22 protein-coding genes are annotated in these 26,492 nt (G+C 50.3%); 15 read left to right on the top strand and 7 right to left on the bottom strand.

Annotated elements, in window-relative coordinates:
* Nucleotides 1–21: 21 nt before the first annotated feature.
* Complete coding sequence (locus tag QEH52_RS13115; RefSeq protein WP_308951049.1) at nucleotides 22–3,207, bottom strand: sulfatase-like hydrolase/transferase; 3,186 nt, start codon at nucleotides 3,205–3,207, stop codon at nucleotides 22–24.
* Between the two features lie 122 nt (nucleotides 3,208–3,329).
* Nucleotides 3,330–4,043, bottom strand: coding sequence for a hypothetical protein (locus QEH52_RS13110; protein WP_308951048.1), 714 nt, complete (start codon nucleotides 4,041–4,043; stop codon nucleotides 3,330–3,332).
* 98 nt (nucleotides 4,044–4,141) lie between these two features.
* Here QEH52_RS13110 and QEH52_RS13105 point away from each other — a divergent pair, with 98 nt between their 5' ends.
* Together QEH52_RS13105 and QEH52_RS13100 are read left to right on the top strand one after the other, a co-directional pair.
* On the top strand, nucleotides 4,142–5,179 hold the full coding sequence (locus QEH52_RS13105) for a LacI family DNA-binding transcriptional regulator (protein WP_308951064.1): 1,038 nt from the start codon (nucleotides 4,142–4,144) through the stop codon (nucleotides 5,177–5,179).
* Nucleotides 5,180–5,283: 104 nt separating this feature from the next.
* A complete protein-coding gene (locus QEH52_RS13100) occupies nucleotides 5,284–6,729 on the top strand; it encodes a sulfatase family protein (protein ID WP_308951047.1) in 1,446 nt (481 codons plus the stop codon).
* Nucleotides 6,730–6,786: 57 nt separating this feature from the next.
* On the opposite strand, the gene QEH52_RS13095 is transcribed toward QEH52_RS13100, so the two are convergent.
* Both QEH52_RS13095 and QEH52_RS13090 read right to left on the bottom strand, forming a co-directional pair.
* On the bottom strand, nucleotides 6,787–8,295 hold the full coding sequence (locus QEH52_RS13095; RefSeq protein WP_308951045.1) for a sulfatase family protein: 1,509 nt from the start codon (nucleotides 8,293–8,295) through the stop codon (nucleotides 6,787–6,789).
* 85 nt (nucleotides 8,296–8,380) lie between these two features.
* Nucleotides 8,381–10,732 (bottom strand): alpha-L-rhamnosidase-related protein, encoded by a 2,352-nt coding sequence (locus QEH52_RS13090; RefSeq protein ID WP_308951044.1) that lies wholly within the window; start codon nucleotides 10,730–10,732, stop codon nucleotides 8,381–8,383.
* Between the two features lie 153 nt (nucleotides 10,733–10,885).
* Between QEH52_RS13090 and QEH52_RS13085 the strand changes: the two genes are divergently transcribed.
* From QEH52_RS13085 to QEH52_RS13040, 10 genes are all read left to right on the top strand, one after another.
* Nucleotides 10,886–11,701: an AraC family transcriptional regulator gene (locus QEH52_RS13085; RefSeq protein WP_308951042.1), complete on the top strand. Its 816-nt coding sequence runs from the start codon at nucleotides 10,886–10,888 to the stop codon at nucleotides 11,699–11,701.
* 129 nt (nucleotides 11,702–11,830) lie between these two features.
* Nucleotides 11,831–12,508, top strand: coding sequence for a polysaccharide deacetylase family protein (locus tag QEH52_RS13080; protein ID WP_308951040.1), 678 nt, complete (start codon nucleotides 11,831–11,833; stop codon nucleotides 12,506–12,508).
* 83 nt (nucleotides 12,509–12,591) lie between these two features.
* Complete coding sequence (gene lpxA, locus QEH52_RS13075; protein WP_308951038.1) at nucleotides 12,592–13,380, top strand: acyl-ACP--UDP-N-acetylglucosamine O-acyltransferase; 789 nt, start codon at nucleotides 12,592–12,594, stop codon at nucleotides 13,378–13,380.
* A complete protein-coding gene (gene pdxA, locus QEH52_RS13070) occupies nucleotides 13,373–14,326 on the top strand; it encodes a 4-hydroxythreonine-4-phosphate dehydrogenase PdxA (RefSeq protein ID WP_308951037.1) in 954 nt (317 codons plus the stop codon). The genes lpxA and pdxA overlap by 8 nt, the downstream gene beginning before the upstream one ends.
* 29 nt (nucleotides 14,327–14,355) lie before the next feature.
* Nucleotides 14,356–14,727, top strand: coding sequence for a HesB/IscA family protein (locus QEH52_RS13065; RefSeq protein WP_308951036.1), 372 nt, complete (start codon nucleotides 14,356–14,358; stop codon nucleotides 14,725–14,727).
* A gap of 174 nt (nucleotides 14,728–14,901) precedes the next feature.
* On the top strand, nucleotides 14,902–15,570 hold the full coding sequence (gene infC, locus QEH52_RS13060; protein WP_308951034.1) for a translation initiation factor IF-3: 669 nt from the start codon (nucleotides 14,902–14,904) through the stop codon (nucleotides 15,568–15,570).
* A gap of 114 nt (nucleotides 15,571–15,684) precedes the next feature.
* Nucleotides 15,685–16,614, top strand: coding sequence for an N-acetylmuramoyl-L-alanine amidase family protein (locus tag QEH52_RS13055; protein ID WP_308951033.1), 930 nt, complete (start codon nucleotides 15,685–15,687; stop codon nucleotides 16,612–16,614).
* Nucleotides 16,615–16,617: 3 nt separating this feature from the next.
* Nucleotides 16,618–18,309 (top strand): TIGR03790 family protein, encoded by a 1,692-nt coding sequence (locus QEH52_RS13050; protein ID WP_308951031.1) that lies wholly within the window; start codon nucleotides 16,618–16,620, stop codon nucleotides 18,307–18,309.
* A gap of 121 nt (nucleotides 18,310–18,430) precedes the next feature.
* On the top strand, nucleotides 18,431–19,321 hold the full coding sequence (locus QEH52_RS13045) for a ParA family protein (protein WP_308951030.1): 891 nt from the start codon (nucleotides 18,431–18,433) through the stop codon (nucleotides 19,319–19,321).
* A gap of 23 nt (nucleotides 19,322–19,344) precedes the next feature.
* Nucleotides 19,345–20,289: a hypothetical protein gene (locus QEH52_RS13040; RefSeq protein WP_308951029.1), complete on the top strand. Its 945-nt coding sequence runs from the start codon at nucleotides 19,345–19,347 to the stop codon at nucleotides 20,287–20,289.
* A gap of 13 nt (nucleotides 20,290–20,302) precedes the next feature.
* Here QEH52_RS13040 and QEH52_RS13035 read toward each other — a convergent pair whose 3' ends face one another.
* Nucleotides 20,303–21,601, bottom strand: coding sequence for a 3-deoxy-D-manno-octulosonic acid transferase (locus QEH52_RS13035; protein ID WP_308951028.1), 1,299 nt, complete (start codon nucleotides 21,599–21,601; stop codon nucleotides 20,303–20,305).
* 97 nt (nucleotides 21,602–21,698) lie between these two features.
* Here QEH52_RS13035 and QEH52_RS13030 point away from each other — a divergent pair, with 97 nt between their 5' ends.
* On the top strand, nucleotides 21,699–22,724 hold the full coding sequence (locus QEH52_RS13030; protein ID WP_308951026.1) for a metal-dependent hydrolase: 1,026 nt from the start codon (nucleotides 21,699–21,701) through the stop codon (nucleotides 22,722–22,724).
* Here QEH52_RS13030 and QEH52_RS13025 read toward each other — a convergent pair.
* A complete protein-coding gene (locus QEH52_RS13025) occupies nucleotides 22,721–23,254 on the bottom strand; it encodes an acyloxyacyl hydrolase (protein ID WP_308951025.1) in 534 nt (177 codons plus the stop codon). The two genes, QEH52_RS13030 and QEH52_RS13025, sit on opposite strands and share 4 nt — an antisense overlap.
* Before the next feature lie 110 nt (nucleotides 23,255–23,364).
* A complete protein-coding gene (locus QEH52_RS13020) occupies nucleotides 23,365–24,456 on the bottom strand; it encodes a GntR family transcriptional regulator (RefSeq protein ID WP_308951024.1) in 1,092 nt (363 codons plus the stop codon).
* 113 nt (nucleotides 24,457–24,569) lie between these two features.
* Here QEH52_RS13020 and QEH52_RS13015 point away from each other — a divergent pair, with 113 nt between their 5' ends.
* Both QEH52_RS13015 and QEH52_RS13010 read left to right on the top strand, forming a co-directional pair.
* Nucleotides 24,570–25,490 carry a carbohydrate kinase family protein gene (locus QEH52_RS13015; protein ID WP_308951023.1) on the top strand — a complete coding sequence of 307 codons (921 nt, stop codon included), beginning with the start codon at nucleotides 24,570–24,572 and terminating at the stop codon, nucleotides 25,488–25,490.
* Between the two features lie 38 nt (nucleotides 25,491–25,528).
* The gene (locus tag QEH52_RS13010; RefSeq protein WP_308951022.1) at nucleotides 25,529–26,491 is read left to right on the top strand and encodes a sugar ABC transporter substrate-binding protein; all 963 of its coding nucleotides are present in this window, start codon (nucleotides 25,529–25,531) and stop codon (nucleotides 26,489–26,491) included.
* The last annotated feature ends 1 nt before the right edge of the window (nucleotide 26,492 follow it).

Below are 26,492 nucleotides of genomic sequence, written 5' to 3'. Positions count from 1 at the left end.
CTTATTACGGTTTAATTTAATCTAATATTTTTCAAGTTGTAATCGCATGAAACCACGTCCGCCTATTTCTCTTAGCGATGGAATCGAGCGCACGGTGACAGATTCAGTGCCATCACCATTTGGGCTTGGCGTACCGACTGCTTTCACAAAGGCGGCTCCCGATTGCCATTGGTCGTGAGTGAGCCCTTGGTTCAGCTCGACGGAATAAATAATGCCGTCGGCAGCATAGTCGACCCCAGTCGTGCCGCTACCGTTGCTGCGCTGACGATAGTTAAGTTGCAGATAATCTGTGGCGGTGACCTGTGGTAGATATGTGTATATTGGCTGATTACTACTGGATATAAATGCGTAATCGAGCAAGTTGTTGATTCCATCTTTATTGGGATCATCTTCTGGGGATTGTTGATGACTTGGGATGTGGCCTTGTTCTTGTATCCATACATCAAAAGAGTTCACGACCGGGAGATCAATCTGCAGCTCGCTGCTGCGTTCTTTCAACTCGACTGTATCCAATAGTCCGCTCCAACTAAGTGATTGGGTATTCTCAATATTTTTGTGTGCGCCGATGTGGAAGACGCCTGTGTTGTTTTCCAATGTTCGGGTGGACGCTGCGACTTGCTCGTCATTTATGAAAAGCCTGAGGGACGCTTGACTACCAGACGTGATACTCACAGCAACTTTTTGCCAGGTTCCAGCTGTGACAGCGCCACCACTCGTACTTTGATTGCCGATGAAGCTGGCTAGTTGACCATTGGCATTTACAAAAAGCCAAGTGCGCCCTGTAGGGCCCGCTTGCTGTAGGATCACTCGGTTTTCACTGGTAGGTATCGCATTGAGGTAGATCCAGGCGGAGGCTGTCCATGATTTATCGTTGGAGATTGTGACGCTAGGAGTCATGACAAAATCATCGATGCCATCAAAGCTGAGACCTCCATTTTCATATCCAGTGGACCAAGTTGGTCCTTGTGTCGCGCTAAAGCCGTTTTCAGTGAGCATCGCGTTTCCCGTGCTGCCCACATTGTCATGAGTCGAGGTGCCATTTGACTCGTTAAAATTGTATTCGAAGATAATGACATCTTCTATACCTGTAGGGGCGGGGCCTGCGTATACGGATAGGTCGACGCTACGGGTGTAAATAGAATCACTGACTTCGGCCCGGAGCAGGTAGTTACCGCTGGCGTTGAAGCTGATGAAGGTTCTTGCGGTATCAGGTGGATCAAATGTCGCAGTGCCCGGGCCATCTAGTTGTGACCATCTGTAGATTAATTTATTCCCCTCCGGTAGCCCATCATCTGTAGCGCTGACTTCCGCCAGCAAGCGACTACTTTCGCTGGGGAAGTGAAGCCTTGAAAATGGAGGCGCGGTTAGAGAAATATTTGGCGCAGAGTTGTAGATGCCAGTTTCGCTTTCGAAGGCGTAGATTTCTCGTATGTGTAGCCCCGGTGCGCTGACACGAAAGGTAGCCCCGCTATTCAGTTCGTCGCTGTCACCCGCGGCAGCAAAGGTCACCGTTTGCCATTGGTTCCAATTTGTTGCGTTGAAGTTGAGAGTTGATCCGCTACTCACACTGAGATCGTTGTCGCCGGAAAAATGACTAATTGTGACTGCTTTGTTAGCTGCGCTGGATAAGCGTATTCGTAAGGTGTTGTAGCCGCCTTCGGCTACAACAATTTTATCCGTTTCGAGTTCAATTTGCACCGCGTTACTCTTAGCCCCATCGCGACTGTCCATAGCATGATTCCAAGCCATCATTTGGGCTTCTAACTGCGATTTTATAATTGGATAAGTATTTGAGACATCCGTACTTTCCTGAAAGTCGCCACTGAAATTGTGTCCTAGGCGATAGAGTTTATTGTCCTCTAAGCTAATTTTAAATGCATCCTGATTTGTCAGGTCGATGATGCCTGCAGCCTTGCTTGCGTTGCTATCGTAGTAATAGAAATAGTCATGCGGTTGCTCGGTTGTGTTTCCTTTGAGTAGTTCACTGATGTCCACACTATCAAGAGTGCGATCGGTCGGCATTTTTGCACCTGTGAAAGCTGCAATAGTCGCGTAAATGTCGAAAGTGCTTGCAGTCTGAGTAAGTGTGACGCCAGCAGGTATCATGTTAGGATAGCGCACTATAAATGGCACGCGATGCCCACCTTCCCAGTCGCTATGTTTTCGTCCTCTAAAAGGGTACGCGGATCCTGCACCTTGATAGAGGTCGCCCGCGTTGGGGCGATTTTGCCAAGGCCCATTGTCGGAGGTAAAGATGACAATCGTATTATCGGCTATACTATCGGCAGTGTTGCCACCATTATTGGGGGCGTCGAGAGTGTCGAGGATTTGGCCGACGCGTGCATCGATTTCTTGAATCAAGTCTGCGTAGCGCGCTTCGTCATCGATTTGACCTGAGTTGGATAAATAGTCCGGGTGCGGATGAATGGGCACATGGGGCGTGTGGGGGCTGTAGTATATAAAAAAAGGCCGTGACTCGGCGACTGCGTCGTCAATCGCCGTGATGACATTCTCTGTCATTGCTTCCAGTAAATAGGATTGCTCTGTATTGGTATCTAAGTTGCCGCTGAATATTCCACCGGTTTGGGTGATATAGCTCGCAAGCGGCTTTTCGTTCTGCATGAGTTTTAGATCCTGCCACGCGCTATTATGAGGGTTCTGAGGCCACATGTCGTTACTGTAGAGAATGCCGAAATAGCGTTCGAAACCGTGTCGTGTGGGGTAGAAATCTACTTTGTCGCCTAGGTGCCATTTGCCGGCCATCGCGGTTAGATAGCCGTTTTCACGCATGAGCTCGGGGAGTGTCACTTCGCTGGGATTGAGGCCTTCATTACCTCCAGCGGAAAGTACCTTTTTTATGCCAACTCGCGTGGGGTAGCTGCCTGTCATGAACGCCGCGCGCGAGGGGGAGCAGACTGAAGAAGTTGAGTAGAAATGGGTGAAGCGAACGCCGTCACGTGCGAGGCTGTCGATGCGAGGAGTTAAGTTTTTTGCAAAATTGGGATTATTAGATTGGCCGTTGTCGCTCTCGACTGCTGAGGGGCTTAGAGGAGGTCCCGCGTTGCTCTTACTTGGATAGGTGTAAGCTCCAATATCGTTATATCCCATGTCGTCCATTAGCATAATAATGACGTTGGGGGGCGTAGAGCTGCCTAGTGCCGTGTGTAGAGCAAGTAGCGACGCGACGAGAAGTGTGCGAATTTCCATTTTAAACATTAGTGTATTTATGCTTTCAATACATATATAACCCGGGCGGTTTATAGCACGGTCCGTAAAGATAAAAGGCCGCCGCAGATTGCGGCGGCCTTATTTAGATGATTCTTAAGCGCCTAGCTGCGGCGGCGCAGCATTACTGATCCGAGTGCCAGCACGCCCGCGGCGAGTGCAAAGCTACTTGGTTCAGGGATCGCGGAGACAGTTCCCGTCGCACTGAGAGCATTGATATGCAAGTTGCCGCCACCATCGACTCCAATAGCACCGACGGGAGCAAAGCGGATTACGATCTCGCTAGCACCTGTTATTGTTTCAGTGAAAGTGAAGTTGGAAAAGCTTCCGCCGCCTGCTGTATTATCCTCTTTGTAGGCGTCATATATGGTATATCCTGCGCCATCGATATTGACTTGAAAGCCGATGTTTGGGGGTGCAAAGGCTCCATTGCGCCATTCGCTGATACTGATAGAATCTAGGTTAATTTGGAAGTTTTCAGCTGCAGTGATGGTGAACTCGAAATAGCCATTCGGCGTGCCGTTTGAAGTTCCCGAGCTACCGTTGCCATCCCACCGCATTAGGTTTAGTTCGCCCGCAGATGCAGAGCTACTGGTGGCTGTTGTCGATTCTAGGGTGCCTCTTCCGAATATGTCAGTCGTCGTTAGATTCGTGATCGCGTTGTTCTCTGATGCAGCAAGCAGGGATTGGTCTGCGAGGTCGCTATCGGCCGTTGGTAGAGGCAGGCCGCTGAAGTCCCAGTCAAAGAGTGTGTCTGCATGAGTTATGGCAGTGAAGCAGAGAGCCAGGGAGCCGACGATGTATTTTGAGTGTTTCATATGTTTTGTTTATTTATTATTAGGGTAAAGCTTATAAAACGTAGTTAAATCTGCACTTTTGCCTCGCTTCAAGTTAGCTTTTGCTCACACAGTTGAGCATGGAACGTCGAGTTAGGATGAAGGATGTTGCGCAATGCGCTGGGGTGCACCCATCCTCGGTGTCGATGGCGTTACGTAATCATCCTCGCATTAGTCGCGCGACTTGCGAGCGGATACAAAAGATCGCTGAGGAAATGGGCTATCGTCCAGACCCTAATTTGAGTGCTTTAGCGGCTTATCGTTCGGCTGTTCAGCCGAAGACGAGGTCAGGTGAGATTGCGATTTTAACCAGTGGTATTTCAAGATTGGGCCAAGCTACTGGAACCACTCGATTGATTTTGCAGGCGATGTCTGAGCGTGCGGAAGCATTAGGGTATTCGCTTGCGCTGTTCAATATGCTGCAGCAAGATCTCAAGCCGGATCAGGTTAATCGAATTATTCGCGTGAGGGGGATTCAAGGTCTGATTATTGGGCGTACGGATTATCCGAACCGTACCTTTTTGAAGGGAATCGATTGGGGGCAAATCTCTGCAGTTCGTGTTGGTCGTCGTCCGCAGTGGCCGCCTGTGACACGAGTGGATCATCATCAATATGCTACGATTCAATTAATTCTGGGCAAGATGTTGTTGAGGGGGTATCGACGCATTGGGTTGTATCATCAACGCAGTAATTTGCGAGCATTGGCATTTTACCCCGAGGCTGCTTATCAGCATTTGCTAAATCGTGTTTCTAGAACGAGAGCGTATCCCACCTTTTATTCCGATTGTAATCGTGGAGAATCGCTGTTTGAGTGGGCTGAAAGGTATCAGTTTGATGCTATTATATCGAATCAAATGCCGCAAGTGATGATTCCTGATAGCGCAGCGCGAGAAGCTTTTTTTGATGCGCGTGGTTTTGCCTTAATGAATTTGCTGGATAAGTCTTCGGAGCTTGCCGGGGTGTATCAAAACTTAGGTAAATTGGGTGAGCGTGCCGTGGATGTGTTGGTGGCGCAGATGCATCGCGGAGAGCGCGGTTTTCCGAAAGTAGTCAGCAATACTATGGTTGAAGGCGAATGGAGTGAGGGGAAGAGTTTACCACGTCGACGCTCTGAGTAGCGATTGATGTACGGATATTGACATTTTTCCATGCGATTGAAAGTTTGCCTAATTGCTACAGTGTCGAAGGCTGCGCGTATTATCCCAACATATGATTAGACAAAATGAATATACTTTTTCTAATGACAGATCAGCAGCGCTACGATTGTATCGGTTATGCTGCTAATTCCAAAGTGCCGACGCCAAATATGGATCGTATTGCTGAAGGGATGGTTTTTAGCCATTGCCAGACGGTAAATCCAATTTGCCAGCCTGCTCGAACGGCTTTATTGACCGGTCGTTACCCGCATCAAATTGGAACTGTTCAGATGTCGGGTGATTTGAATTTTGATACGCCAACTTTTCCACAGGCTTTACAAGCTGCGGGTTACTGGACCGCTGGAATCGGGAAGTTTCACTACCTGCAAACCTGGCCTTGGAATACGCCTCGCGGGGGTGGGGTTGCTTTGGCTGATATGCGTGCTGATATGCAGGCACTCGGATATCATCATGTCTGGGAGACGTCAGGTAAACAGCTTGCTTGCAGGAATTATTGTGATTACTGCGATTATTTAAATGAGCGGGGACTCTTGGAGCCTTTTCGCGATTGGGTGGAAGCACGGGGAACTAACAGTAATTTTCCAAACTCTGAACTTGCGAAGGATGGTGTGCCTTGGCCCTTCGATGAGGAGACCCACATTGATAATGTAACGGGGCGGAAAATTCGCGAAGCGATCGATCAGCGGGATTCATCGAAACCTTTTTTCATTTTCGGATCTTTTTGTAGCCCGCATAAACCGTTTGATCCACCGCAACGGTTTCTTGATATGGAGCCTGATGAGGCGGTCGATGATTTTATTCCAGGTGAGAAGGGCAGTTTGAGCGAGACACATAAAAAGGTTTTATGGAAGCTTCGACGTTCGTATAAGGCTACGATTCGTTTACTGGATGAAGAGATCGGTAAAATTCTAGATCAATTGGAATCGGGTGGTTTATTACAAGATACATTGATTATTTTAAGCTCTGATCACGGCGAAATGATGGGGGATCATGGGCGAGTTCAAAAATCAAGCTATTATCGGGAATCACTGAACGTGCCGCTTGCGATACGACATCCGCACTTTCTAAATCGAGCTTGTAATGAGAGTCCTGTTGAGCTGACTGACATTACTGCTACAATTTTAGAGGCAGCGGGCCTGGATCCCAGAAGTGCCCTGTCGAAGAGCTGGCCAGCGTTTAATAATTTGATTCCCTGTGTGTCATTGCTGCCTGTGCTTGCTGGAGCTGAGAGCTCTGTCCGCGATTATGCTTTCTCTGAGTGTCAACATAACTGGCAATGTATTACTTCTGCGAGATACAAGTATACGAAGTTTCTTGCTTATGACGACCCGGATACTGGCCCGAATGAACAATTCTTCGACCTAGATAATGATCCAAGTGAATCGTGTAATTTAATTTTGAATACTAAATTTGCTGACGCAATTGATTGGCACCGCCGTCGTCTGCAATATGTCTTAGATCAAACTCCTCCCATTCAGCATCGATGGGCACCCCTGATGGGGGAGAGTTGAAATCTTTAACTTAGCAATATTCTTTGGGGCTGAGACCTTGCTGGCGACTGTATGGTATCAGGATTTGAACTTGTTTAGTTCTGTGGCATACTTGTTACGTAACGCTTCGGCACCGTCCTTGCGGTCTGTGACTTCAAGATATTCCATGTAGTGGTCGAAGCCTAGCCGTCCTGGGCGTCCGCATGTAAGTGAGGCGTGGAAGGGACCGCCTTCTTTAATAACAGTCCAGAGTGGATCCACGACATCGTTGCTAGTCAGGGCCATCTTTTGCATCTGAGCGTCGTGCCAGCGTGAGAGGCGCCATTGACCTTGGTAGCACAATTCCGGCTTTTGGGAGGCTAGGTTATTTTGTTCGTGTGGATCAGTTTTTAGGTCAAATAGCATCTCCTGTGGGAAGAGGTGGAAGCCGCAATGGTATGTGCGCATGTAGAGCCATCTGTCCCAGCGGACGGAACGTTGAGCTACGTGACAACATTGGCTTATTGTGACCTCTTCGCGCCCTATATCCTCTCCCTTTGTGATTGCTTCAGCGTAAGATACGCCATCCCAAAGGTCCTGCTTCTTACCATCAATTAGATCCATGAGAGTCGGGGCTAGATCTAAGTTATAATGAAATTTGGTATTATGGATTCCTTGTGCGCCGCCTGGGTATTTGATGATCAATGGTATGCGGCAGGTGATGTCGTCTGCGGTGCCGTGTTCCCCGTATAGCCCCAATTCACCTAGGTTCTCTCCGTGGTCGGCAGATATTATGATCATGGTGTCATCATAAACTCCAGCTGCTTTGAGGTCTGAGACAATCTTTGCGACCTGATCATCGACATAGCGCACTCCAAGATCATAGCCGTCGATCACCTGACGCACTTCTTCTGGAGTCGTTGCTTTACCGGGTTGTTTGGGGAATTTGGGGTTCCCTGTGCCTGTATACATGTTAACCTCATGTGCGCAGTGGGGGCCCACTTTTTGCTTGTTTGCCTGGATGACATCATCGCTCAGCCATGCTGGGAGGGGTTCGTTGGCAAAGATGTTTTCATAGTCCGTGGGTGTTCGGTATGGGGTATGCGGATCCCAGTAATTAATATGTAGATACCATTGATCTTTTTTCGCGTTTTCGTTCATCCATTGGTCCACCACCGGCTGAACCACTTCCGCGGATTCCATGCCGCCCTGGCCGGTGTTGTGGATCTCGTTGAAACCGGCGTAGAAGTGCCATGCTGCGTGCCGTTGTCCAAACGGGCTGATCATGGCAGTGTGATAGCCACATCTTTGAAGGCGACCTCCGAGACCTTTCCAGTCGAAATGATCGCGGAAGCCGCGAGTCGGGCCTTCAATTTTAGGTTGAGCGGCTGTGCCTCCGTGGCCCACTACACCAGTTTGTATACCGAAGCGACCAGAGTAGAAGGCTGTGCGTGATGGCAGGCAAGGGGCATCGGGGGTATAGCAATTGTCAAAGACGATGCCTTCGGAGGCTATTTGATCAATCGCTGGGCTGGTATTGCGATGGTAGCCGTAACAACCCAGGTGATCCGGTCGTTGGCTGTCGATGTCGATGTATAGGATTCTCATGCGTTTGTTTTAGTTTTTGCGTGGATGTTTATTTTTATCTGTAGGCGCTTAGTTGTCTCACTACTTAGGCGGGCTGAGGGAAGCTTTAGAAGCACTCGTATGTGTGGAGATCGGATATTTTTATAGGATTTTGATTGGGAAGTATGAGTCTCGCGACGACTCCTTTAGGTAATGTCACCTTCCCAACTATTCGATCGTTGGTTCGTTTCCATTTTGACCTGATTTTACCTTTGGGACTCGGGATGCATATTTCTGCACTGTCGCCGTGAAATGTTGGTTGGATAGAAACTTCGCTCCATTCGGGGGCGGTTTGCCTGACGCCGCCGATGATTTGCATGCAATGATAGAGGGGGTGGGCGGCCCAAGCATGGGAAAAGCTATCTTTAGCGATAATCGGGTCGAATTTTTCCCAAGTCGTGCCATGTGGGATCATTGGTTTCCAGTGCTTGCGGATGTCAGCGAGGACTTCGGCACCATAGCCACGTTCGGATAAAACGGTATAGACATAAGTCGTCCAATAGGCGGAGGGCGCGCTGTCGGTTTTTAACTCGCCGCGTACAAATGGTAGGAGGCGCATCTCGATCATTTCTCTTTCTTGTTTGGCTGAGGCCAGATCGGTGAGTAGACAGAGGGTTTGAGCGTGAATGGAGGTTTCCTTTACTAGCTTGCCGTTTTCATCGTAGCCGCCCTGCATGAGCCCTTCTTCGTTTATGAGTTTCTGAAGTTGTCTGCGCAGTCGCTTGGCCTTCAGTTGGCAAGCCTGGCTTGAACTTGCGTCCTTGCTTAATGCATACATTTGACTCAGCCGGTCGAGTGCATGCAAATACCATAGACTGTAGACGCTGGAGCAACCTTGCTTGTGTAGACCCGTCCAGTCGAGGAACAGCCAATAGCGATGGTCGTATTGGAGTAATCCGTTATTGAGGTCTGTCCATTCTTCGAAGTAATGGAGGGCCTTGCGTATGGTTGGCTGATGTTGCTCGAAGCTTTGTAAGGAGCCGGTTTGCCAATAATCATCCCACAGCGTCAGTATCCAGATGAGTGTGAAGTCTGGCAGTATACATCCGTGCGCCATCGTGGGGGCATGGCCATAGGTCACTCCATCCGGTGTCGTTTGGGTCGCGATTTGACGGATTCCACGCTTTAGTAGCCGAGGGTCTCCGCTTAAGTGAAAGGTATTCCAGGCTTGTACTCGTGCATCCCCCCACCATTGAGCTTGCTCGCGGTAAGGAGTGTCCACGTAGGCGTCGAGACTGCAAATTTGTTGTGTCCAAGCGCAAATATTCCAAATTTCATTCAGTGTCGCGTCTGAGCTTTGGAAGGTTCCCTCTATCTTATGTGGATAGGTTGCTGTACGTAATCTCGGGTGCAGGGTTAAGTCACTGTCCGAATCCCTCACTAGTAGGATCATATAGCGGAATCCGAAACTATGGTAGAATGCGTGGCTTTGCTTTCCTTTCCCACAGGTTAGGCGATTGCTAAATGCCATGCGACAGTGGGCTTTGGGTTTATAGTCGGGGCAGAGTTTTGCTGCGTCTATAGTTTCGTAGTGGTGAGTTTCAATGATTTCACCACCTTTAGCACTTTCAATTTCAATTATTGTGCTGCCCACGTAGGTCTTACCTAAATCAATTAGTACGCTCCGCCACTGGCCTCGTCCGGTTCCTTCAAAGTGGATGTCGGCGATACTCGCTTGGCTGGCTTTGTGGGTGAGGCCTTCTTGGAAATGGGTGATACTCAAATTACGTGTCTGCAAATATTCTTCATGGTTTTTACCCTTTGCCTTACCGATGATTTGGCCGACCCGGAGGATGCGTTCATCGAGTAGGGGGATGTCGCGTTCTTCTAGGCTGGTCCATGGTAAGCAACCGAGGGCGAGTTCGACAGGGCGACCTTCCCAGTGTGTGTCGTCGTAATTGGGCTGCATCCAGTCTGGATCTTCCTGGCGTAGGTCGATTTTTTCCTGCGGAAAAAGCTGTAGGCTGGTTTGGACCATTGAGCGGTCGAGGCCTGATTGGCGGCGACAAGTCCAAGTTGCATTACTGAGTAAGTTGGTGTCTCCCCATTGCGCCGCGACCAAGAGCCCGGCGTAGCCTTTATGAATATACTGAAAGTTACTAAAGCCCGGGGTATGCGCGCGTATGGCAATGAGATTCTTGCCAGGCGTTAACCATTTACTGACTTCGATTGTGTCATAGGGCCAAGTCTCTTGAAAGCCACGCGCAGGGCCGCGGCCTATGTAGGCTCCGTTTATGTAGAGTTGGTAGGACTGATCGGCGGTAATGTAGAGAAGCGCTTTAGGGGGGACTTGGGGGAGTTGGAACTCTTTTCTGAAAAGTGCATAGCAATTACGAAGATCCCAGTGGGGGCTATCCGGCCAGATCCATTTTGCCTGTTGGAGGATGCGAGGTAGCCGGTTTGTGGGGAGGTTTTGCATAGCTAATTACAGCATTTTATGGGGGCAAAGTGTTACTTAAATTTTGCTGTAAATACTCTCATTTATTGACATGTTGGGGATGTGCCAGCGATCGAATATATTAAATCCTCTGACTTTGCTCATCTTAAAGTCAGCCCGAATATATGGTTTTATATGAACCATCAAGTGGATCAGAGTGCGCATGAGGCGCACACGCATAATTATTTGGAGTTGGCTTTCATTCTCGGTGGCAGTGCTCGTCATATTACGGTTCAAGGCGAGTCTTTATGCTGTCCGGGGCAACTGGTGGTTGTGCCAGAGGGGGCATGGCATGCTTATGCAAATTGTCAGCGCTTAGAGCTGGTGAACCTGTTGTTTTCGCCACGTTTATTAGGACATGAGCTTGCTTGGTTAGAGGAGGATGCCGTGATGCGTCGTCTATTGGGAATTGAGTTGAATCGTCATGTTAAAGAACTATTTAAAATTGATTTGTTAAAGAGTGATATGGAGCGGCTACGTGCGAGTTTGGCTGCGCTGGAATCCGCTTATCGTGCGGGAGCGAACAAGCCTAGCATGGTCGCAAAAATACTAAACGTCCTTGAGGCCGTGCGCCCTTCTTTCGTGCACAATGCTCCAGCTCCGATGGCTAGCAATGGGATGCATCCAACGGTGATGCGGGGCATGGATTTATTGGGGCAGCAGATTGGGGACGAATGGACATTGTCGAATCTAGCCGAGTGTTTAAATTTGAATCCGAGTTATTTAGTTCGCTTATTCCATGCCGAGACTGGACAACCTCCAATGAAGTATCTGGCTGAGCGTCGTGCAAAAATGGCGGCCAATCTCTTGCTTTCGACCCGCCTGCGGGTGGGGGAAATCGGTCAGCAAGTTGGCTGGTCAGATCCGAAGGTCTTTTCGCGCAATTTTCGAAAATACTTTGGGATGAAGGCCAGCGACTATCGAAGACGTATGTTAGGAGTGCTGAATTGAAGGGGCGGGCTTTCGCTAAAGCGAATCAGTTGATTGTGTTTGGGTGGAGGCGCATTATGATTTTCCGAATGAAGTTGTGTGAATTACTCGCTTGAAAGTAGCGAGAGAGCCACGTTATATCGCGTTTATATGCTTAAAGTCGTTCAATGCTGGGATGATGGGGTGAATGATGATATTCGCTTGATCGAGATATTACGTAAACATGGTGCAAAGGCCTCCTTTAATTTAAACCCAGCGACGCATGGTGATTTGCGTCAAGGTGGCTTTAGTGATCGATGGGGCAAACAAATCGATCGTTTGGCGCGGTCTGAGTTGAGCGAAGTATATGAGGGCTTCACGATCGCGAACCATTCCATGAGCCACCCGTGGCCGACACGCATTGCTCTGGATGATTGGCGCAGTGAGGTCGTGGATGCACGTAAGATTTTGCAGGATTGGTTCCAGCAAGCAATCTTAGGCTTTGTGTATCCGTTTGGGGATTGCGACCAGGCGACTGCAGATGTGGTGCGCGAGGCAGGGCATATGTATGCGCGCACAACGAAAAATGTGACGCCTTGCCTGCCAGTCGCGGACCCGATGATGTTTCACGCGGACTGCCACTTTCATAATGAGAATTTCTGGGATTTGTATGCGAAAGCCAAAGCCTCGGAGGCTGAAGTTTTTTATTTCTGGGGGCACAGCTACGAGATCTGCACGGAGGCGAAGTGGGCGGCCTTTGATGAGAAGATTGCACGTATTAGCGCGGATGCAGAGGCCGAATGGGCGGAGTTGCCGGATTTGTTTGTTGGCAACTTGAGCGAGTCTTGATTTATAAAGCTGCTGCTGTCTTACGAGCTACGTTGAGCTGTCACGCATTGACAATTTGAAAGCGGCGTGAATTTGTTTGAACTATGAATATTCATGAAACTGCGATCGTCGATCCATCGGCAGAAATCGGCGAAGGCACCTCGATCGGTGCGGGTGCTTTGGTAGAATCGGGCGTGCGTATCGGGCGTGATTGTAAGATCGCAGCTTATGCGATCATTCGTAAGAATACGACGCTTGGCAATGAAGTGCAGATGGATTCTTTTAGCGTCGTCGGTGGGGAGCCGCAGTCGATCGCGTTCGACCCGATGCTTGAAAGCACGGTGGTGATTGGTGATCGGGTAGTGCTACGCGAGGGGGTGACTGTGAGTCGTCCTGAAACCGCAGGAGCGCAAACTGTGATTGGAGATGACTGCTTTATCATGGCGAACGCGCATGTCGCTCACGACTGTCAACTGTCCCAAGGCGTCGTGATGGTTAATAATGTGATGTTAGCCGGTCATGTGAGTATAGGTGAAAAAACGGTGATCGGCGGCGGCGCGGGTATTCACCAGTTTTGCCGCATTGGAGCTTACTGCATGATCGCTGGAAATGCCTCCATTACGGCTGACGTGCCGCCCTATGTGATGGCTGCAGAACGTAGCCAGGCGCATGGTTTGAACCTTGTCGGTCTACGACGTGGTGGCTTTAGCTCTGGCGAGATTAAAGATTTAAAGCGCTGCTATCGCGCTGTGTTTTTTGGCGGAGGGAATTTGAAGAAAAAAGCGGCTGCCGCCGCTCGGGAGACTGAGTTTGGCACCACTGCTCCAGGAGCGCGGTTTTTGAGCTTTTTTGAGTCGGGCAAGCGTGGTTTTATCGTTTCGACACATGATTAAGTCTGCTAGCTCTTTACCGCTGGCAATTACATGTGGTGATCCAGCCGGGGTCGGACCTGAGGTGATTGCAGCGGCACTGGCGGCAGACCCTTTGTCGGGAAGTGATTGTGTGGTGATTGGCCCCGCGGACTGGGGGGCCGCGCTTTCGGCTCAGCTGGGGTTGGATTTTGAGCCAGTGTCGACTGGCGATGATGACGACTATGTCCACGCGGTGCACGTGGGCAAACCCTCTTTGGCGGGGGCACGTTTGGCCTTGGCGGCGATGGAGCAAGCGGCGGAGGGTTGCCGCGAGGGGCGCTTTCGTGGAGTGGTGACAGGACCGGTGAGTAAGCACTGGTTGCAAGAGGTCGGCTTTCAATTTCCGGGCCAGACGGAGTTCTTTGCGAATGCTTGGGGCGGTGATCCGACGATGGCTTTTGTGGGGCGTGAGTTGCGCGTGATTTTAGCGACCTGGCATATTCCTTTGCGGGAGGTTTCGGATGCCTTGGATGCGATTTGCCTCGAAAAAGCGGTGCGCCGGGCGCATGCGCTGGCGCGACAGCTTGGGGTCTCCGAGCCGCGTATCGGTGTGTGTGGGCTCAATCCACATGCCGGAGAAGGGGGCATTTTAGGTACAGAAGAGTTGGAAGTGCTGGATCCGGCGCTGGATCGCTTGCGCGAGACGATGCCTGGGCTTTCAAAATGTCTGCCAGGGGATACCGTGTTTTATCGTCAACGTCAGGGGGACTTTGATGTGGTGGTCGCGGCGTATCACGACCAGGCATTGGCCGCGGTTAAGACGCTGGAATTCGATGCCGCGGTGAACTTAACCTTGGGCTTGCCCTATGTGAGGACCAGCCCGGACCATGGTACCGCCTTTGATTTGGCTGGTAAGGGGCAGGCGAACTCCGCGAGTTTTGCGGCTGCGCTCTCAGTTGCACGTGATTTGACTGGTAGCTTGACCTGAGCTGCGTTTTGCATACCGCTCTTTACAATATGGTAGATACTGTAGAGGTCCCGGAAGGCGTGCGCTTTGGTAATGAAAAACTGGTTTTGGTCACGGAAGCAGCGGGGGCCAAATTGTGCTCGCTGATCGAACGAGAGCAGAAGGGCGATTATTTACGAGTCAAAATTACCGGAGGAGGCTGTAATGGACTCAGTTATAAAATGAAGTTTGTGGCCGCACCTAAGCGGGGGGACATCTTAGTGCGCTCTTCGGGGGCGCAGATTTTAGTGGATACCAAGAGTGCACTTTATTTGCGCGGTACCCATTTGGATTATTCCGATAAAATGGTGGGGGGCGGCTTTAAGTTTAGTAATCCCAATGCGAAATCAAGCTGCAGTTGTGGCGAAAGCTTTAGTATTTAGGGTTGAAACACAGAGCAGAGGTCATAAAGCTAGTGTTTCTTGAATGGTCAATCAACCAAAACTATGACGGTATAACGCGATGTAAAACGAAGTAGCCAACGCTACGCTTCGCTAATGCTTGGGGCTCTCCTATGTTGCACTCACTTTCAAGAAGTTAATACTCAGAATCAATTCATGCCAAAATACCCGAACTCTCGCGGCAAATATCAAAACCGTAACCGTGGCCCTAAAGGGCTCAGAAGAAACGATCGCATTCGCGCGTCTGAAGTGCGTGTGATTGGCCCCGAAGGCACTAACCTCGGTGTGATGCCTCCTCGTAAAGCGCTGGAACTCGCCAAAAAGGTGGGTCTCGACTTGATTGAAGTCTCTCCATCGGCCCGTCCGCCAGTCTGTCGTATTCTTGACTTTGGTAAATTCCTCTATGAGGAAAGTAAGAAGGCCAAAGATACGAAGCAAGCTAGCACCAAGCTGAAGGAAGTGAAGTTCCGTGTTAGCATCGGCGAGCATGACTTTGTGACGAAATTACGTCGCGCCGAAAGTTTCCTCGACCATGGCAATAAGGTGAAACTGACTTTGCAATTCCGTGGACGTGAAAACGAGCACCGCGAATTGGGCTTCGAGCGTGTGAAACTCGCCGCGAAAGAGCTCGAAGGGGTGGCAACTGCGGATTCCCCTCCAAAGTTAGTGGGGCGTCAAGTGACTCAGATTTTATCACCTCTTCCTGAGGCTAAGCGTGTATTGAAATTCAATGCGCCTGATCATCAACTCGATGACAGCGAAGATCACGATGAAGATGATTTCGGCCCCGAAGACGAGGAAGAATCCGAAGCAGCACAATCTTAGAGCACAGCGAGGAGTGGAACGATGCGGGGCGGATCCCTTCAGGGAAGATGTTTCCAATGCGCCGCGTTTGTTCCGCTAGTTGTTCTCGCACTGTGGCTGACAACTCCTCTGGAGTTGTCAGCGCAACGTGTTGAAATTCAGCACGAGGGACGTACTTATATAGACTTGGCCACCGCGGGCGGGCAGCTCGGGATGAAGGCCTACTGGTTGAAGGGATTTAAAACTTTCCGGCTCCGTAGTCAGTGGACTAACGTTGATGTTGGTAAGGGGAAGCGTATCCTTTATTTGAATCAGCTCCCGATTTATCTGGGCTTTCCTACGCTGGAATCGAGCGGTCGACTCTACATGGCGAAGGCCGATTATCAACATGTCCTGCAGGCGATTCTCACGCCTCAAGCCTTTTCGGGGAAGCCTGGCTTGCGCCGTATAGTGATTGATGCGGGGCATGGTGGAAAGGATGTCGGCGCGAAAAATGACGCCTACCGCTTGTATGAGAAAGACTTGAACCTGGACGTGGCGCGCCGGCTTCAGTCTTTATTGCAGCGAGCAGGTTTTGAGGTGGTCATGACACGTGATAGTGATGTGTATATACCGCTCGAACGCCGTCCGCAAATTGCGAATCGCGAGCGCGGCGATCTTTTTATCAGCATCCATTTTAATGCTGCGGGCTCGTCCACAGCCGAGGGATTTGAAACTTTTGCACTGACGCCGCAGTATCAAGCCTCCTCCAAATATTCTAAACCTGGCCGCGGAGATAGTATTCGCTACGATGGTAATGAGCAAGATCCCTGGAACACACTGCTGGGCTACCACGTGCAACGCTCGCTGGTACAGGGGGTGGGAGGGCCTGATCGAGGGCTGAAGCGAGCACGCTTTCTAGTGATGAAGCATTTAGATTGCCCTGGTGTCCTGGTTGAACTTGGCTTTGTTTCGAATCCTGGCACTGCTCAAAAATTACGCACTACAGCTTTTCGGCAAACGCTTGCCCAAAGCCTGTACGATGGCATTGTTCGTTACGGAAAACGCCTCCAACGCATCCCATAGCCTATGTTTACAGTAAAAAAATACCTCTCTCTACGAAGCTCAGTTGATCTTCTGAGTCGATTTTTCGTGTTCTTATGCATATTCAGCCTAAGTGGACTCTCTGCGCAAACGAATCAAGTGTTGGCAGAGAATATGGTGATCGTTGTAAATGACAACGATCCGGATTCGCTGGCAATCGGGAAATATTATGCGCAGCAGCGCGGGGTGCCGGAGTCGCGCATCGTGCCACTGAATATGCCTACAGAAGAAACGATCACGGTGACGCAATACGTCGAGCGCGTGGCCAACCCGCTGCTTAATGAGCTCTTGGATCGTGAGTGGGTCAAAGGTGTCAAGGACGGAGCCAAAGATCACTTTGGTCGTGAGCGTCTCGCGGTCTCGATTCATAATATTTCCTATGTGGTTCTGATCAAGGGCGTTCCCCTTCGCATCGCCAACGATGCGACTCTTCTTGAAGAGGGCACGGACAAGCTGCCAAAACAGTTTCGAGTCAATAATGGCTCCGTTGATGGCGAACTGGCACTACTGTTGGCGCCTCCTAGCACTTCGATGACGGCTTTGATTCCCAATCCCTATTTTGGGAAAAGCTCGATTTCCTCGACGGATGCCAATCGCATCTTACGCGTTAGCCGACTCGATGGTCCCAGTAAAGCAAATGTGATTCAGGTGATCGATCGTACGCTGGAGGCCGAGCAGACCGGCTTGATGGGCCGTGGGTATATCGACACCGGAGGACCTCATGAAAAAGGAGATGCATGGATACGTGCTGCGGGCGAAATGGTCGAAGCCGCCTACTTCGATACCGATTTTGAAACCACCAAGCGCGCCATGGATTACCGGGATCGGCTCGATGCGCCCGCAATTTATATGGGCTGGTATCGTCCTCGCGCTCAAGCCCAATGGCTTGCGCCCAAATGGTCTGTGCCCGCGGGGGCCATTGGTTTTCACCTACATAGTTTTTCCGGCACATCGCTACGCACGACTAAGACATGGTTGGGCGCATTGGTGGCGCAAGGCTACTGCGCCACTGTGGGCAATGTGTATGAACCTTATCTGGAGTATACGCACCGCCCGCAAGTTTTGTTAGCGCATCTTATGTCCGGGGGGAATTTCGGTGAGGCGGTCGCCGTGAGTATGCCGGCACTCAGCTGGCAAAGTGTCGCACTGGGCGATCCGCTCTATCGTCCGTTTAAAGTGAGTTTGCAGGATCAGCTGACACAGTCCCAAGATTCAAATTTTGCTGCCTACGCCAGTATTCGTGAGAGCAACCGTTTACTGGCCACTGAAGGCAGCGATGCGGCGATCGCCTTTGCGCGGTCCAAATTCTTGAAACAGCCCTCGCTGGCTCTCGCCTATCGCTTGGCGCAGCTCTATGCGGGAGCAGGTCGTGAGCGCGAGGGGGGCGAAGCATTAAAAATTATTCGCTACATTTCCAAATTCTCCGTGGATGAATTCGTCTTAGTGCAGAAGATTGCTAATTTCCTTCACAAGTATGATGAGAGTCCCTTGGCATTGCGTTTGTATCAAAGCATTTTAGAGGAGCGCGATTTAGATAAGCGCTTGAAGATTTCTCTTTACGAGGGCGGCGCTCCGGTGGCACTTGCATGCGGCGAGGCGACGCTGGCCTCGCGTTGGCAGCTCGAAGCTCGCACGCTTAAGACGCCTCCGACGCCCAATCCCGCGAAAAAGAAGTAGTGCTCAGCGCTATGCGAAAGCATGCTACTGTCTTTAATTGCACTACTATAAGTGCTTTTAACTCATTTTTGATCAGATGTAGGTTGTCTCTGTGGCAAGTTCCGCATTGGATCTCTTCGTAATGCCTCGAAAAATCAGCTTTATTAATTACAAGGGAGGAGTTGGAAAGACTTCTCTAGTCGTGAACATTGCCGCTTCGCTTGCGCAGGCTGGCAAACGAGTGCTCCTTGTGGACCTCGATGCTCAATCTAATTCCAGTATTTGGCTGATGCGCTTAGACCGATGGAATCCTTTAAATACTGCCGATGCCGGGCATTTGTATTCCATCTTTGAACCAGGTGTCTGCCGCTTGCGTGATTGCATTGAAAAAGATGTGGTGCGCGGCAAAGAGGGTGAAGCGCTCTTGCCAGGTTTGGACATTGTGCCGACGACTTTCACCTTGGTGGATCTAGAGCATGACTTCGAGTCGGCCGATGGGCGCCCTGCGTTTGCAATTTTTCAAGAACAACTGGCAGAAGTTGAAGATGAATATGATTTTATACTCTTTGATTGCCCGCCCAATGTGCTCTATTCCGCGCAGTGCGGTGTATTTTGTAGTAGCGAAGTTTATGTGCCCGCCAACCCTGATGCGCTCAGTTTGATTGGTTTCACCCTATTAGTGGGTAAATTACAGCAATTTCACCATTTGTGCGCCAGTTTTCGAGTGGCTGGTATGCAACCGCAAGCGCAGGTACGTGGGGTTATTTTCAATTCTATTAAAAACAACGTCGATATCGACGTACCTAAGATGCGCATGCAATTTCGTATCAACCAATTTAAGAATCAAGGTCGAGTGGCCAAGGATTGTCGTATTTTTGATGCCAATGTGCGCGACGCGATTGTTGTTCGCAGGGCAGTGACCTTAGGCTTGCCTGTTGGTTTGGTCGGCAATGTAAAGAAGGAAGAGTCTGTGCGCGACGATTATACAGTCCTGACACAAGAGTTACTCGACACCCCGGAAACTTCGGTATAACCGTATCACTATAGGCAATAAAAATGAGCGAAGCATCTTTTGAAAAATATTCCGCTGAAGAGTGGGAGCACATCCGTAAGCGGTTCTTTAATTCGATCTTAAATGATACTGAAATTGCCAAACTAGGGCAAAATGTCGGTGTTTCATGGCCGTTTAAGGGCAAAGGGGAAACCGCGGAGAAGTACATCGAGTATGACTTTGAAGAGCTGAAGTCCGTGCCAGGTCTTGTTGGCAAGCAAAGTCGTATTAAAACGTTAATGGACATTCTTCGCGAGACGCTCGCTTTTGATGATCCATTTTCAGATATGGTGGATACTGTAGAGTCTGAGAGTGAAGTGGATGACACTTTCGAAAGAATTTTAGCGAAGCTCGAAATCCCGCCCAGTTATCCATGTGAATTTGTGCATTTCGAAGCAGGGACCCGCGAATTATTACGCGATGAGGGAGTTAACACTCTGATCGAAGTTGTTCATTTTGGGCAAAAGCTTGCGCGTAATGTCGTCGTGGGGGGAGATTTAAAAACTTTCCTAAATGGCCTCGCTCATAAGGATGAAGTGGGCATTACCAAGCACTTGCCCTATCGTCGTGGGATTCGAGGCTTGCACTTGCCGGAAGCGATTGGGCTGATTGCCAATGATCTGCCGGAAGCGGCGCAACTGCAGCTGCTTTCGCAGTCTGATATCAGTTTGACCGATGCCGAGACCGCGCTTTTAGGCAAGGCTAGCGCACTCAATGTTGAAGCTGCCATTAAGACAGCCGTGGAACGTGTGCGGAAGGTGAGTGAATGGTTTACTGCCGAAGCCGCCGATTTGCAGCAGGTCTTTAATACCGGGGGTTCACCGGAGCGTTACTTTATTATGATCAATGACGCCCGTTTAGAGCGCATGGCGATTGAACTCGCGAAGCTTCAGCTCGGCGTCGTGGATGCTAAGAAATCTGGTTTCTTTGGTAAGCTCTTTGGCCGCTAAATTACGTTTCCGGCTAGCTCTGTAGTTTGGCCAATAGATGCTGAGCGATACGCTGGCTACTGCCACGATTGCTGGCATGCCATCGTAGTCCTGCTGCTTGCATATTGGCTAGCTGTGCTTTGTCTTGCGCGAGCTGCCGGGTTTTTTGACGGAGCTCTGTAGAGGTCTGAACATGTTTGGCGGCTCCAGCACGCACTAGTGAGCGGGCCACATCTCTAAAATTGTTCATGTGAGGACCCATTAAGATCGGAATTCCGAGGCCTGCGGCTTCAATCGGAGTCTGTCCACCCGTGTTAGGAGCGAGGCTCTTGCCTATGAAGGCGAGGTCCGCTGCTTGCGTCAGTTGTGTGAGCTCGCCTGTGGTATCTGCTAGATGGATACGCAGCCCCGTGGGGGCTGCCAGTCCCATGGAGCGCTGGTGCCAGGACAGTTCCTGAGCCGCGAGCAGGGCGACGATTTCTGCTGCGCGCTCTGCGTGGCGCGGCACCAAGAGTAGCCGGCAGTCGATCCCGCTGGCGATCATTGTGCGTTGAGTTTCGAGTAGCGCGGCCTCTTCACCTGGCCAAGTTGAGGAGCCTAATAGAACAAAAGGACGCTGATTTTCGGCTTGGAAGCCTAAGCTTGCGCGTAGTGTTTCACGCTCTGAATCCGAGGCGCGCGCGCCAATGCTCACGTCAAATTTTATGCTGCCGGTGGATTGGATACCTTCTGGGGGGCTGCCGAGTTCCAGTAGACGGGTGCGATCCAGTTCGCTGGCGGCATAGGTGGCGCTGAATTTTTTAAGCATACGACGCGCCAGGGCGGGGACTTTTTGATAGCGTCGAAAACTAGTGTCAGAGATACGTGCATTGACTAAAAAGGCCGGAATGCCGCGTTTGCGGGCTTGATGCAAATGCTCGGGCCACAGCTCGCTCTCGGTCAATATGACGGCGCTGGGCTGTATGCGCTGCCATGCGCAGCGGCTAAATAGCCAGAAATCGAGAGGGAAAATACCTATGCGTAATGCGATGTCGCCGTAGCGTTTACGTGCTTCCGCGTAGCCGGTGCTGGTCGTGGTGGTCAGCACAATCTCGACAGTCGAGTCTTGCAGTAGCGCTTGAATTAGCGGACCAATGGCCAGCACTTCACCCACGCTAACTGCTTGCAGCCAAATGCGTTGCTTGCCGGCCGCTACTGCGGATAACTTATGAAATCGGCCGAAGCGGTGCTGGAAGCTTTTACGATAGCCGCCACGTCGCCACATTCGAAGAATGTAGTAGGGCAGGGCGATCAAGAGCCCAGGTAAATAAAGCAGCCGATAAAACCAAATCATGTAAGTGCAAATATGAAGCGCCTTCCTGGTTCATTGAAAGGATAAAAGAACGGCTGCTTCGACTTGCAGATGCAGCAGCTCGTGCCAGCATTGCCTGATGGATCCTTTAACTCAAGCCAGTGTTGGCGCCGCAGTTGCCGCCATCGCTGCGCGCAAATCAGAAACTAGACGTGCCATACTGCTTGGGGCACTGGCGGGAGCTGCACCGGATGTAGATGTCTTGATTCGCTCGGATGAGGACCCCCTGCTAGCGCTGCAATTTCATCGTCATTTCACTCACGCGCTGCTAGTGGCGCCGCTGATCGGTCTACTGGTCGCGGCTCTGTTTAAGGGGCTCTTTTTTTGGAAGCACTGGTCCTATCGACGCCTTGCCTTGTTTGCTGTCTTGGGAGCTTTCACGCATGGTTTGATCGATGCATGTACGAGTTATGGCACTTTACTTTATTGGCCGCTGAGTTCGCATCGTGAGTCTTGGGATGTGATTTCGATCATCGACCCAATCTTTACTTTGCCCTTGTGCGTACTGATCGTGATCGCTTTTGCTTTCAGGCGACCTCGTTTTGCGCACTTCGGGGTGGGGCTCTGCTTATTGTACCTTGCGTTTGGTGCCTATCAACGCGGGCAAGCGGCAGAGTTTGCCAAGCAGCTCGCGCAGGCGCGCGGTCACGATCCGCTGGAACTCACCGTTCGACCTTCCTTTGGTAATACATTGTTGTGGCGTATCGTCTATCGTTCGGGTGAACGTTATTATGTGGACGCTGTACAAACGCTGCCATTTGCTTCCCCGCGGCATTACCCTGGCAGCTCCGTAGATCGGTTTAATCTGGAGGCAGCAGCGTCTCTTTTTCCTGCTGCGAGTGTGCATGCTCGTGACGTGGCGCGCTTCCGATTCTTTTCACAAGAGTATCTGTTTGTGCATCCCATGAAACCTGATGTTGTGGGGGATTTGCGCTATGCCATGTATCCTGACTCGGTCGAGCCGCTGTGGGGCATTCGTTTGGATCCTGAGCGCCCCGAGCAGCACGTAAGTTTTGAGCATTTCCGTGATCCCTCACAGCGAGCATTTAAGCGCCTATGGCAAATGATCCAGGGGCAAGCTGTCGAGCCTCTGAATGCCAATTAAAATATGTAGGCGACACTTAGAGTGTGCATGTCCAGGCCGGGGTTTGGACTGTCTAAGTCCGCATTGGATGTATGCTGAAATCGATAGCCGATCTTCCATGCTTTATCGACGGTCCAATTTAGTCCCAGACTACTGGTGAAATGAAAATTTCCACCAATGTCATATCCACTAAAGCGGTCTTCTGAATAATAAGAGGGGCCGGAGCTGAATTCGAGGCTCACGGGAAAATCTCCGAATTGTAATCGTCCTAAAGGTGCGATACGCGCATACACTGCATCCTTGTCCTCGCCACTGAGTCCACCGAGGGCAGCTTCGACTGAGAGCGCAAGGCGTATCTCCTGGCTTAGCTCCCAAGACCAGTCCGTGTCTATGACTGAATACAGCTCGTAGCTTTTCAGGTTGATTTGTTTTTCCGCGTCTTGGCCTATGCGGACGCCGACTTCAGAGAGTAAAGTGCTTGGGTCTTGCGCAATTAAGGGGGCGCTTGCAATTCCGCAGGCTGTCATGAGTGAGATTATCTTCGCTTTCATATTGTCTGGGTCATTCTAGTTGAATGAGTCAATTAATAGGTGATTCCTTCGGCTTAGGTCAAATTGATAGCATCATTTTTTTTAGGATTAGTTACCGTATAATGAAGCGTCTAAACTGGAGTCGAAGATTCACGCACAATCAGTCGACCCGCTAGTGATACGCGATGTGCGGGCGTATCGGGATTCTTGATTCGATTAATCATTACACGAGCCGCCACTTTACCAATTGCGCGGCAAGGTTGGTGATAGCTGGTGAGAGGCACACTCAGTAAGGAGGCATATTTGACATCGTCGAAACCGCATACACGAATTGATTCGGGTATTTTGGCTCCTAGGTCTAAGAGTGCGCGCAGTAGTTGTGCGGCCGTTGCATCATTGGCGCAGAGTATACCGTCGACTTTTTTATCTAGTAGTTCCTGGGCGGTCTTTTCGGGCGCCTCGGGGTGGAAGCAAATGTCGAGCATCTCACGCGTATCACGGCCGAAGTGCGCCAACGATTCACGGGCACCGATACGGCGCAGACGCACTGTCATCGCGGGATTGGGAATCGATACAAAGGCAGGAGTCTTACAGCCATTGGCGATGAGATGGCTTCCAATTGTGTAGCCCGCTTCGATATTGTCGATGCCGACTAGGTCGTGGGGCGTCTGTTGGGGCCACGCATATACATCACGGTCAAGTAGCACTATGCGTATGCCTGCCTCATCCAGTTTGCGGAGGATGCCGCGGTTAAATCGCTCTTGGTTTGGAATATGCTCCAGGGGAGAGAAGAAGACGCCGTGCACTTTTTCATCGATAAAGCGCTGCGTTAAGATTTCGGCTAATTGGCAGGGATCTTCGGTTGGAATCTCTAGTTCTAAGGGGCGCACGATGCGCATGGCTTCCATTCCCGCAGCTTCGGTGAGGCTGGCGCAGATTGGGGTGAAGATTTCTGTGCTGTGCAGGTTGGGAATCAGTAAGCCGGCAGTGATGCTCGACTTGCCTGGAGCCAGCACCTGCGTGCCGAAGCCAGCTCGTCGTTTGACGATCTTTTCCTTGGCGAGTAAGCGCAGAGCTTTGGCAACGGTTGGACGCGAAGTGGCATGTTTTTTACATAAGACTTCCTCGGTCGGGAGTAGGTCTCCAGGGGCATATTCTTGGTTTTTGATCGCATTGGCGATTTCGCTGTAAATTTGTAAATACTTTGGTTTTGAATGACTCACGCGTTAAATGCAAATGATTTGTAAAGTCATGTAAAGTATTAATTGTTTACAAATTTAAACTTTATGTCATTTTATTGGCAACCTTGATCAAACTTTACCCCGTTTGCCCCTAGATGACTACCGAACCTATTAGTGAAAAAAAGTATGCTGTTGCTGGCATTGGAGAACTCCTCTGGGATGTGTTTCCTAATCAAAAGCGTATCGGTGGTGCTCCCGCAAACTTCGCATATCATGTGCATCAGTTAGGTGCCGATAGTTGGCCTGTTAGTTGCTTAGGAGCAGATGCTTTGGGGCGTGAGCTTCGCTCTCAGTTGTCGGGCTCTGCTTGTGACCTTCGCTATGTCGCGGAGAGTGATTTGTATGCGACGGGCACCGTCGATGTGCGCTTGAGTGATGGTAAACCCAGTTATGATATCCATATGGATGCTGCTTGGGATTATCTCGAGTTTACGCCGCAGTTGCAGGCTTTGGCTAGTGGTTTAGATGCGGTCTGTTTTGGCTCTCTTTCGCAGCGTTCACAAGTCTCTAGGCAGAGTGTCCATTCCTTTTTGAGCGCTATGCCCGCCAAGTCGGTCAAGATTTTTGATGTAAACTTGCGTCAATCTTTTTTCTCGAAAGAGGTACTCCGTCGCTCCTTAGAGCAGGCTAATGTTCTGAAGTTAAGTGACGAGGAGTTGCCTGTTTTACTGGATATGTTCGACTTAGAAGGGGGCATTCGTGAGCAACTCCTTCAGCTATTAGAACTCTTTGATTTACGTTTGGTTGCTTATACTCGCGGCTCACGTGGGAGTTTGCTGCAGGGCGTCAATGAGTTGCATGATTTCCCCGGCACAGAGGTCGATTCAGTGGATACGGTGGGCGCGGGTGACTCATTCACTGCCGCTCTATGTATGGGACTTCTGAGAGATTGGAAGCTGAGCGGCATAAACTTTTTTGCCAACGAAGTCGCTGGATATGTCTGCACCCAGCAGGGCGCGACTCCAGAGATCCCTGACACAATCAAAAATTTCGGCAGTTTGCACTGCTGCTTCTAACCAAAAATAGAATCATAAACATAAACCCCATGAATCATATGAAAAGAATAATACTAGGCCTACTCATCTGCTTTACATCACTCTCTATAGTTGCTTGTAGTGGTGGCGGAAAAGAATCGGACAACAACGCGGATGCCTCTGTTAAAATTGGCATGACGGTACAATCTTTAAGTAATCCCACTTGGGCTGGCTATTGCCAAGCGATCGAGAAGGAAGTTAAAGCCCAAGGGGGCAGCATCAACTACGTGGCCTGTGAAAGCAATGTGGGCAAGCAGATCACTCAAATCGAAAACTTCATCTCTGGTGGCGTCGATATTATCATCATTCACCCCGCAGATCCTAAAGGGGTCGAATTCGCGCTCAAGCAAGCTCGTTCGGCCGGTATCAAAGTGATTGCCTGGGATGATAATCTTCAAAATGCGGACCTGGCTTGGTTGATCGATAATCACGACCTTGGTTACACCATCGGCACTCACGCTGCGAAGTGGATCAACGAGAAACTCGGTGGCAGCGCTGAAGTTGCGATCTTGAACTACCCCCAACTTCCAATCCTCTTAGAGCGTGGAAATGGTATCCGCGATGCCATTACCGAATTGGCTCCCAAAGCTAAGATTGTCGCTGAAAGTAGCGCAATCGATACCAAGGAAGGCATTGAGAAAATGGAGACTATTTTCCAATCTAACCCGAATGTAAAAGTTGTTTGCTCGATCGGTGGCGGTGGTTCCGTGGGAGCCAACGAAGCGGCTAAAGCTGCTAATAAAGTGACTGCTGATTTTGGCATCTTCGCCGCTGATGCGACTCAACCGGAATTATCGGCTCTGAAGAATAACGAAGGCGTGCGCATGACAGTGACTGTGACTGGCACCAACCAAGACATCGCCGATGAGATCTGGGGCATGGTGACATTGCTGCAATCGGGTGCGCCAATCGAAACAAAAGAAATTTATCGTGAATTCATCCCCGTAACTGAAGGCAACGTGGACGAATACCTCGGTAAGTAGG

Origin of the sequence: Thalassobacterium maritimum, from assembly GCF_031127805.1 — a bacterium.
In the GTDB taxonomy this organism is placed as follows: domain Bacteria; phylum Verrucomicrobiota; class Verrucomicrobiia; order Opitutales; family Coraliomargaritaceae; genus Thalassobacterium; species Thalassobacterium maritimum.
The sequence above is the reverse complement of the archived record's forward strand: the minus strand, read 5'-3'. Positions and strand labels throughout refer to the sequence as shown.

Excerpts from the sequence above, each read along its gene's own strand:
- QEH52_RS13085 (WP_308951042.1), top strand. The coding sequence starts at position 10,886 with ATGAACCATCAAGTGGATCAGAGTGCGCATGAGGCGCACACGCATAAT.
- QEH52_RS13035 (WP_308951028.1), bottom strand. The coding sequence starts at position 21,601 with ATGATTTGGTTTTATCGGCTGCTTTATTTACCTGGGCTCTTGATCGCC.
- lpxA (WP_308951038.1), top strand. The coding sequence starts at position 12,592 with ATGAATATTCATGAAACTGCGATCGTCGATCCATCGGCAGAAATCGGC.
- QEH52_RS13090 (WP_308951044.1), bottom strand. The coding sequence starts at position 10,732 with ATGCAAAACCTCCCCACAAACCGGCTACCTCGCATCCTCCAACAGGCA.
- QEH52_RS13095 (WP_308951045.1), bottom strand. The coding sequence starts at position 8,295 with ATGAGAATCCTATACATCGACATCGACAGCCAACGACCGGATCACCTG.
- QEH52_RS13015 (WP_308951023.1), top strand. The coding sequence starts at position 24,570 with ATGACTACCGAACCTATTAGTGAAAAAAAGTATGCTGTTGCTGGCATT.
- QEH52_RS13080 (WP_308951040.1), top strand. The coding sequence starts at position 11,831 with ATGCTTAAAGTCGTTCAATGCTGGGATGATGGGGTGAATGATGATATT.
- QEH52_RS13040 (WP_308951029.1), top strand. The coding sequence starts at position 19,345 with ATGAGCGAAGCATCTTTTGAAAAATATTCCGCTGAAGAGTGGGAGCAC.
- QEH52_RS13025 (WP_308951025.1), bottom strand. The coding sequence starts at position 23,254 with ATGAAAGCGAAGATAATCTCACTCATGACAGCCTGCGGAATTGCAAGC.
- QEH52_RS13115 (WP_308951049.1), bottom strand. The coding sequence starts at position 3,207 with ATGGAAATTCGCACACTTCTCGTCGCGTCGCTACTTGCTCTACACACG.
- QEH52_RS13110 (WP_308951048.1), bottom strand. The coding sequence starts at position 4,043 with ATGAAACACTCAAAATACATCGTCGGCTCCCTGGCTCTCTGCTTCACT.
- QEH52_RS13030 (WP_308951026.1), top strand. The coding sequence starts at position 21,699 with ATGGATCCTTTAACTCAAGCCAGTGTTGGCGCCGCAGTTGCCGCCATC.
- QEH52_RS13050 (WP_308951031.1), top strand. The coding sequence starts at position 16,618 with ATGTTTACAGTAAAAAAATACCTCTCTCTACGAAGCTCAGTTGATCTT.
- pdxA (WP_308951037.1), top strand. The coding sequence starts at position 13,373 with ATGATTAAGTCTGCTAGCTCTTTACCGCTGGCAATTACATGTGGTGAT.
- QEH52_RS13010 (WP_308951022.1), top strand. The coding sequence starts at position 25,529 with ATGAAAAGAATAATACTAGGCCTACTCATCTGCTTTACATCACTCTCT.
- QEH52_RS13100 (WP_308951047.1), top strand. The coding sequence starts at position 5,284 with ATGAATATACTTTTTCTAATGACAGATCAGCAGCGCTACGATTGTATC.
- QEH52_RS13065 (WP_308951036.1), top strand. The coding sequence starts at position 14,356 with ATGGTAGATACTGTAGAGGTCCCGGAAGGCGTGCGCTTTGGTAATGAA.
- QEH52_RS13045 (WP_308951030.1), top strand. The coding sequence starts at position 18,431 with ATGCCTCGAAAAATCAGCTTTATTAATTACAAGGGAGGAGTTGGAAAG.
- QEH52_RS13105 (WP_308951064.1), top strand. The coding sequence starts at position 4,142 with ATGGAACGTCGAGTTAGGATGAAGGATGTTGCGCAATGCGCTGGGGTG.
- infC (WP_308951034.1), top strand. The coding sequence starts at position 14,902 with ATGCCAAAATACCCGAACTCTCGCGGCAAATATCAAAACCGTAACCGT.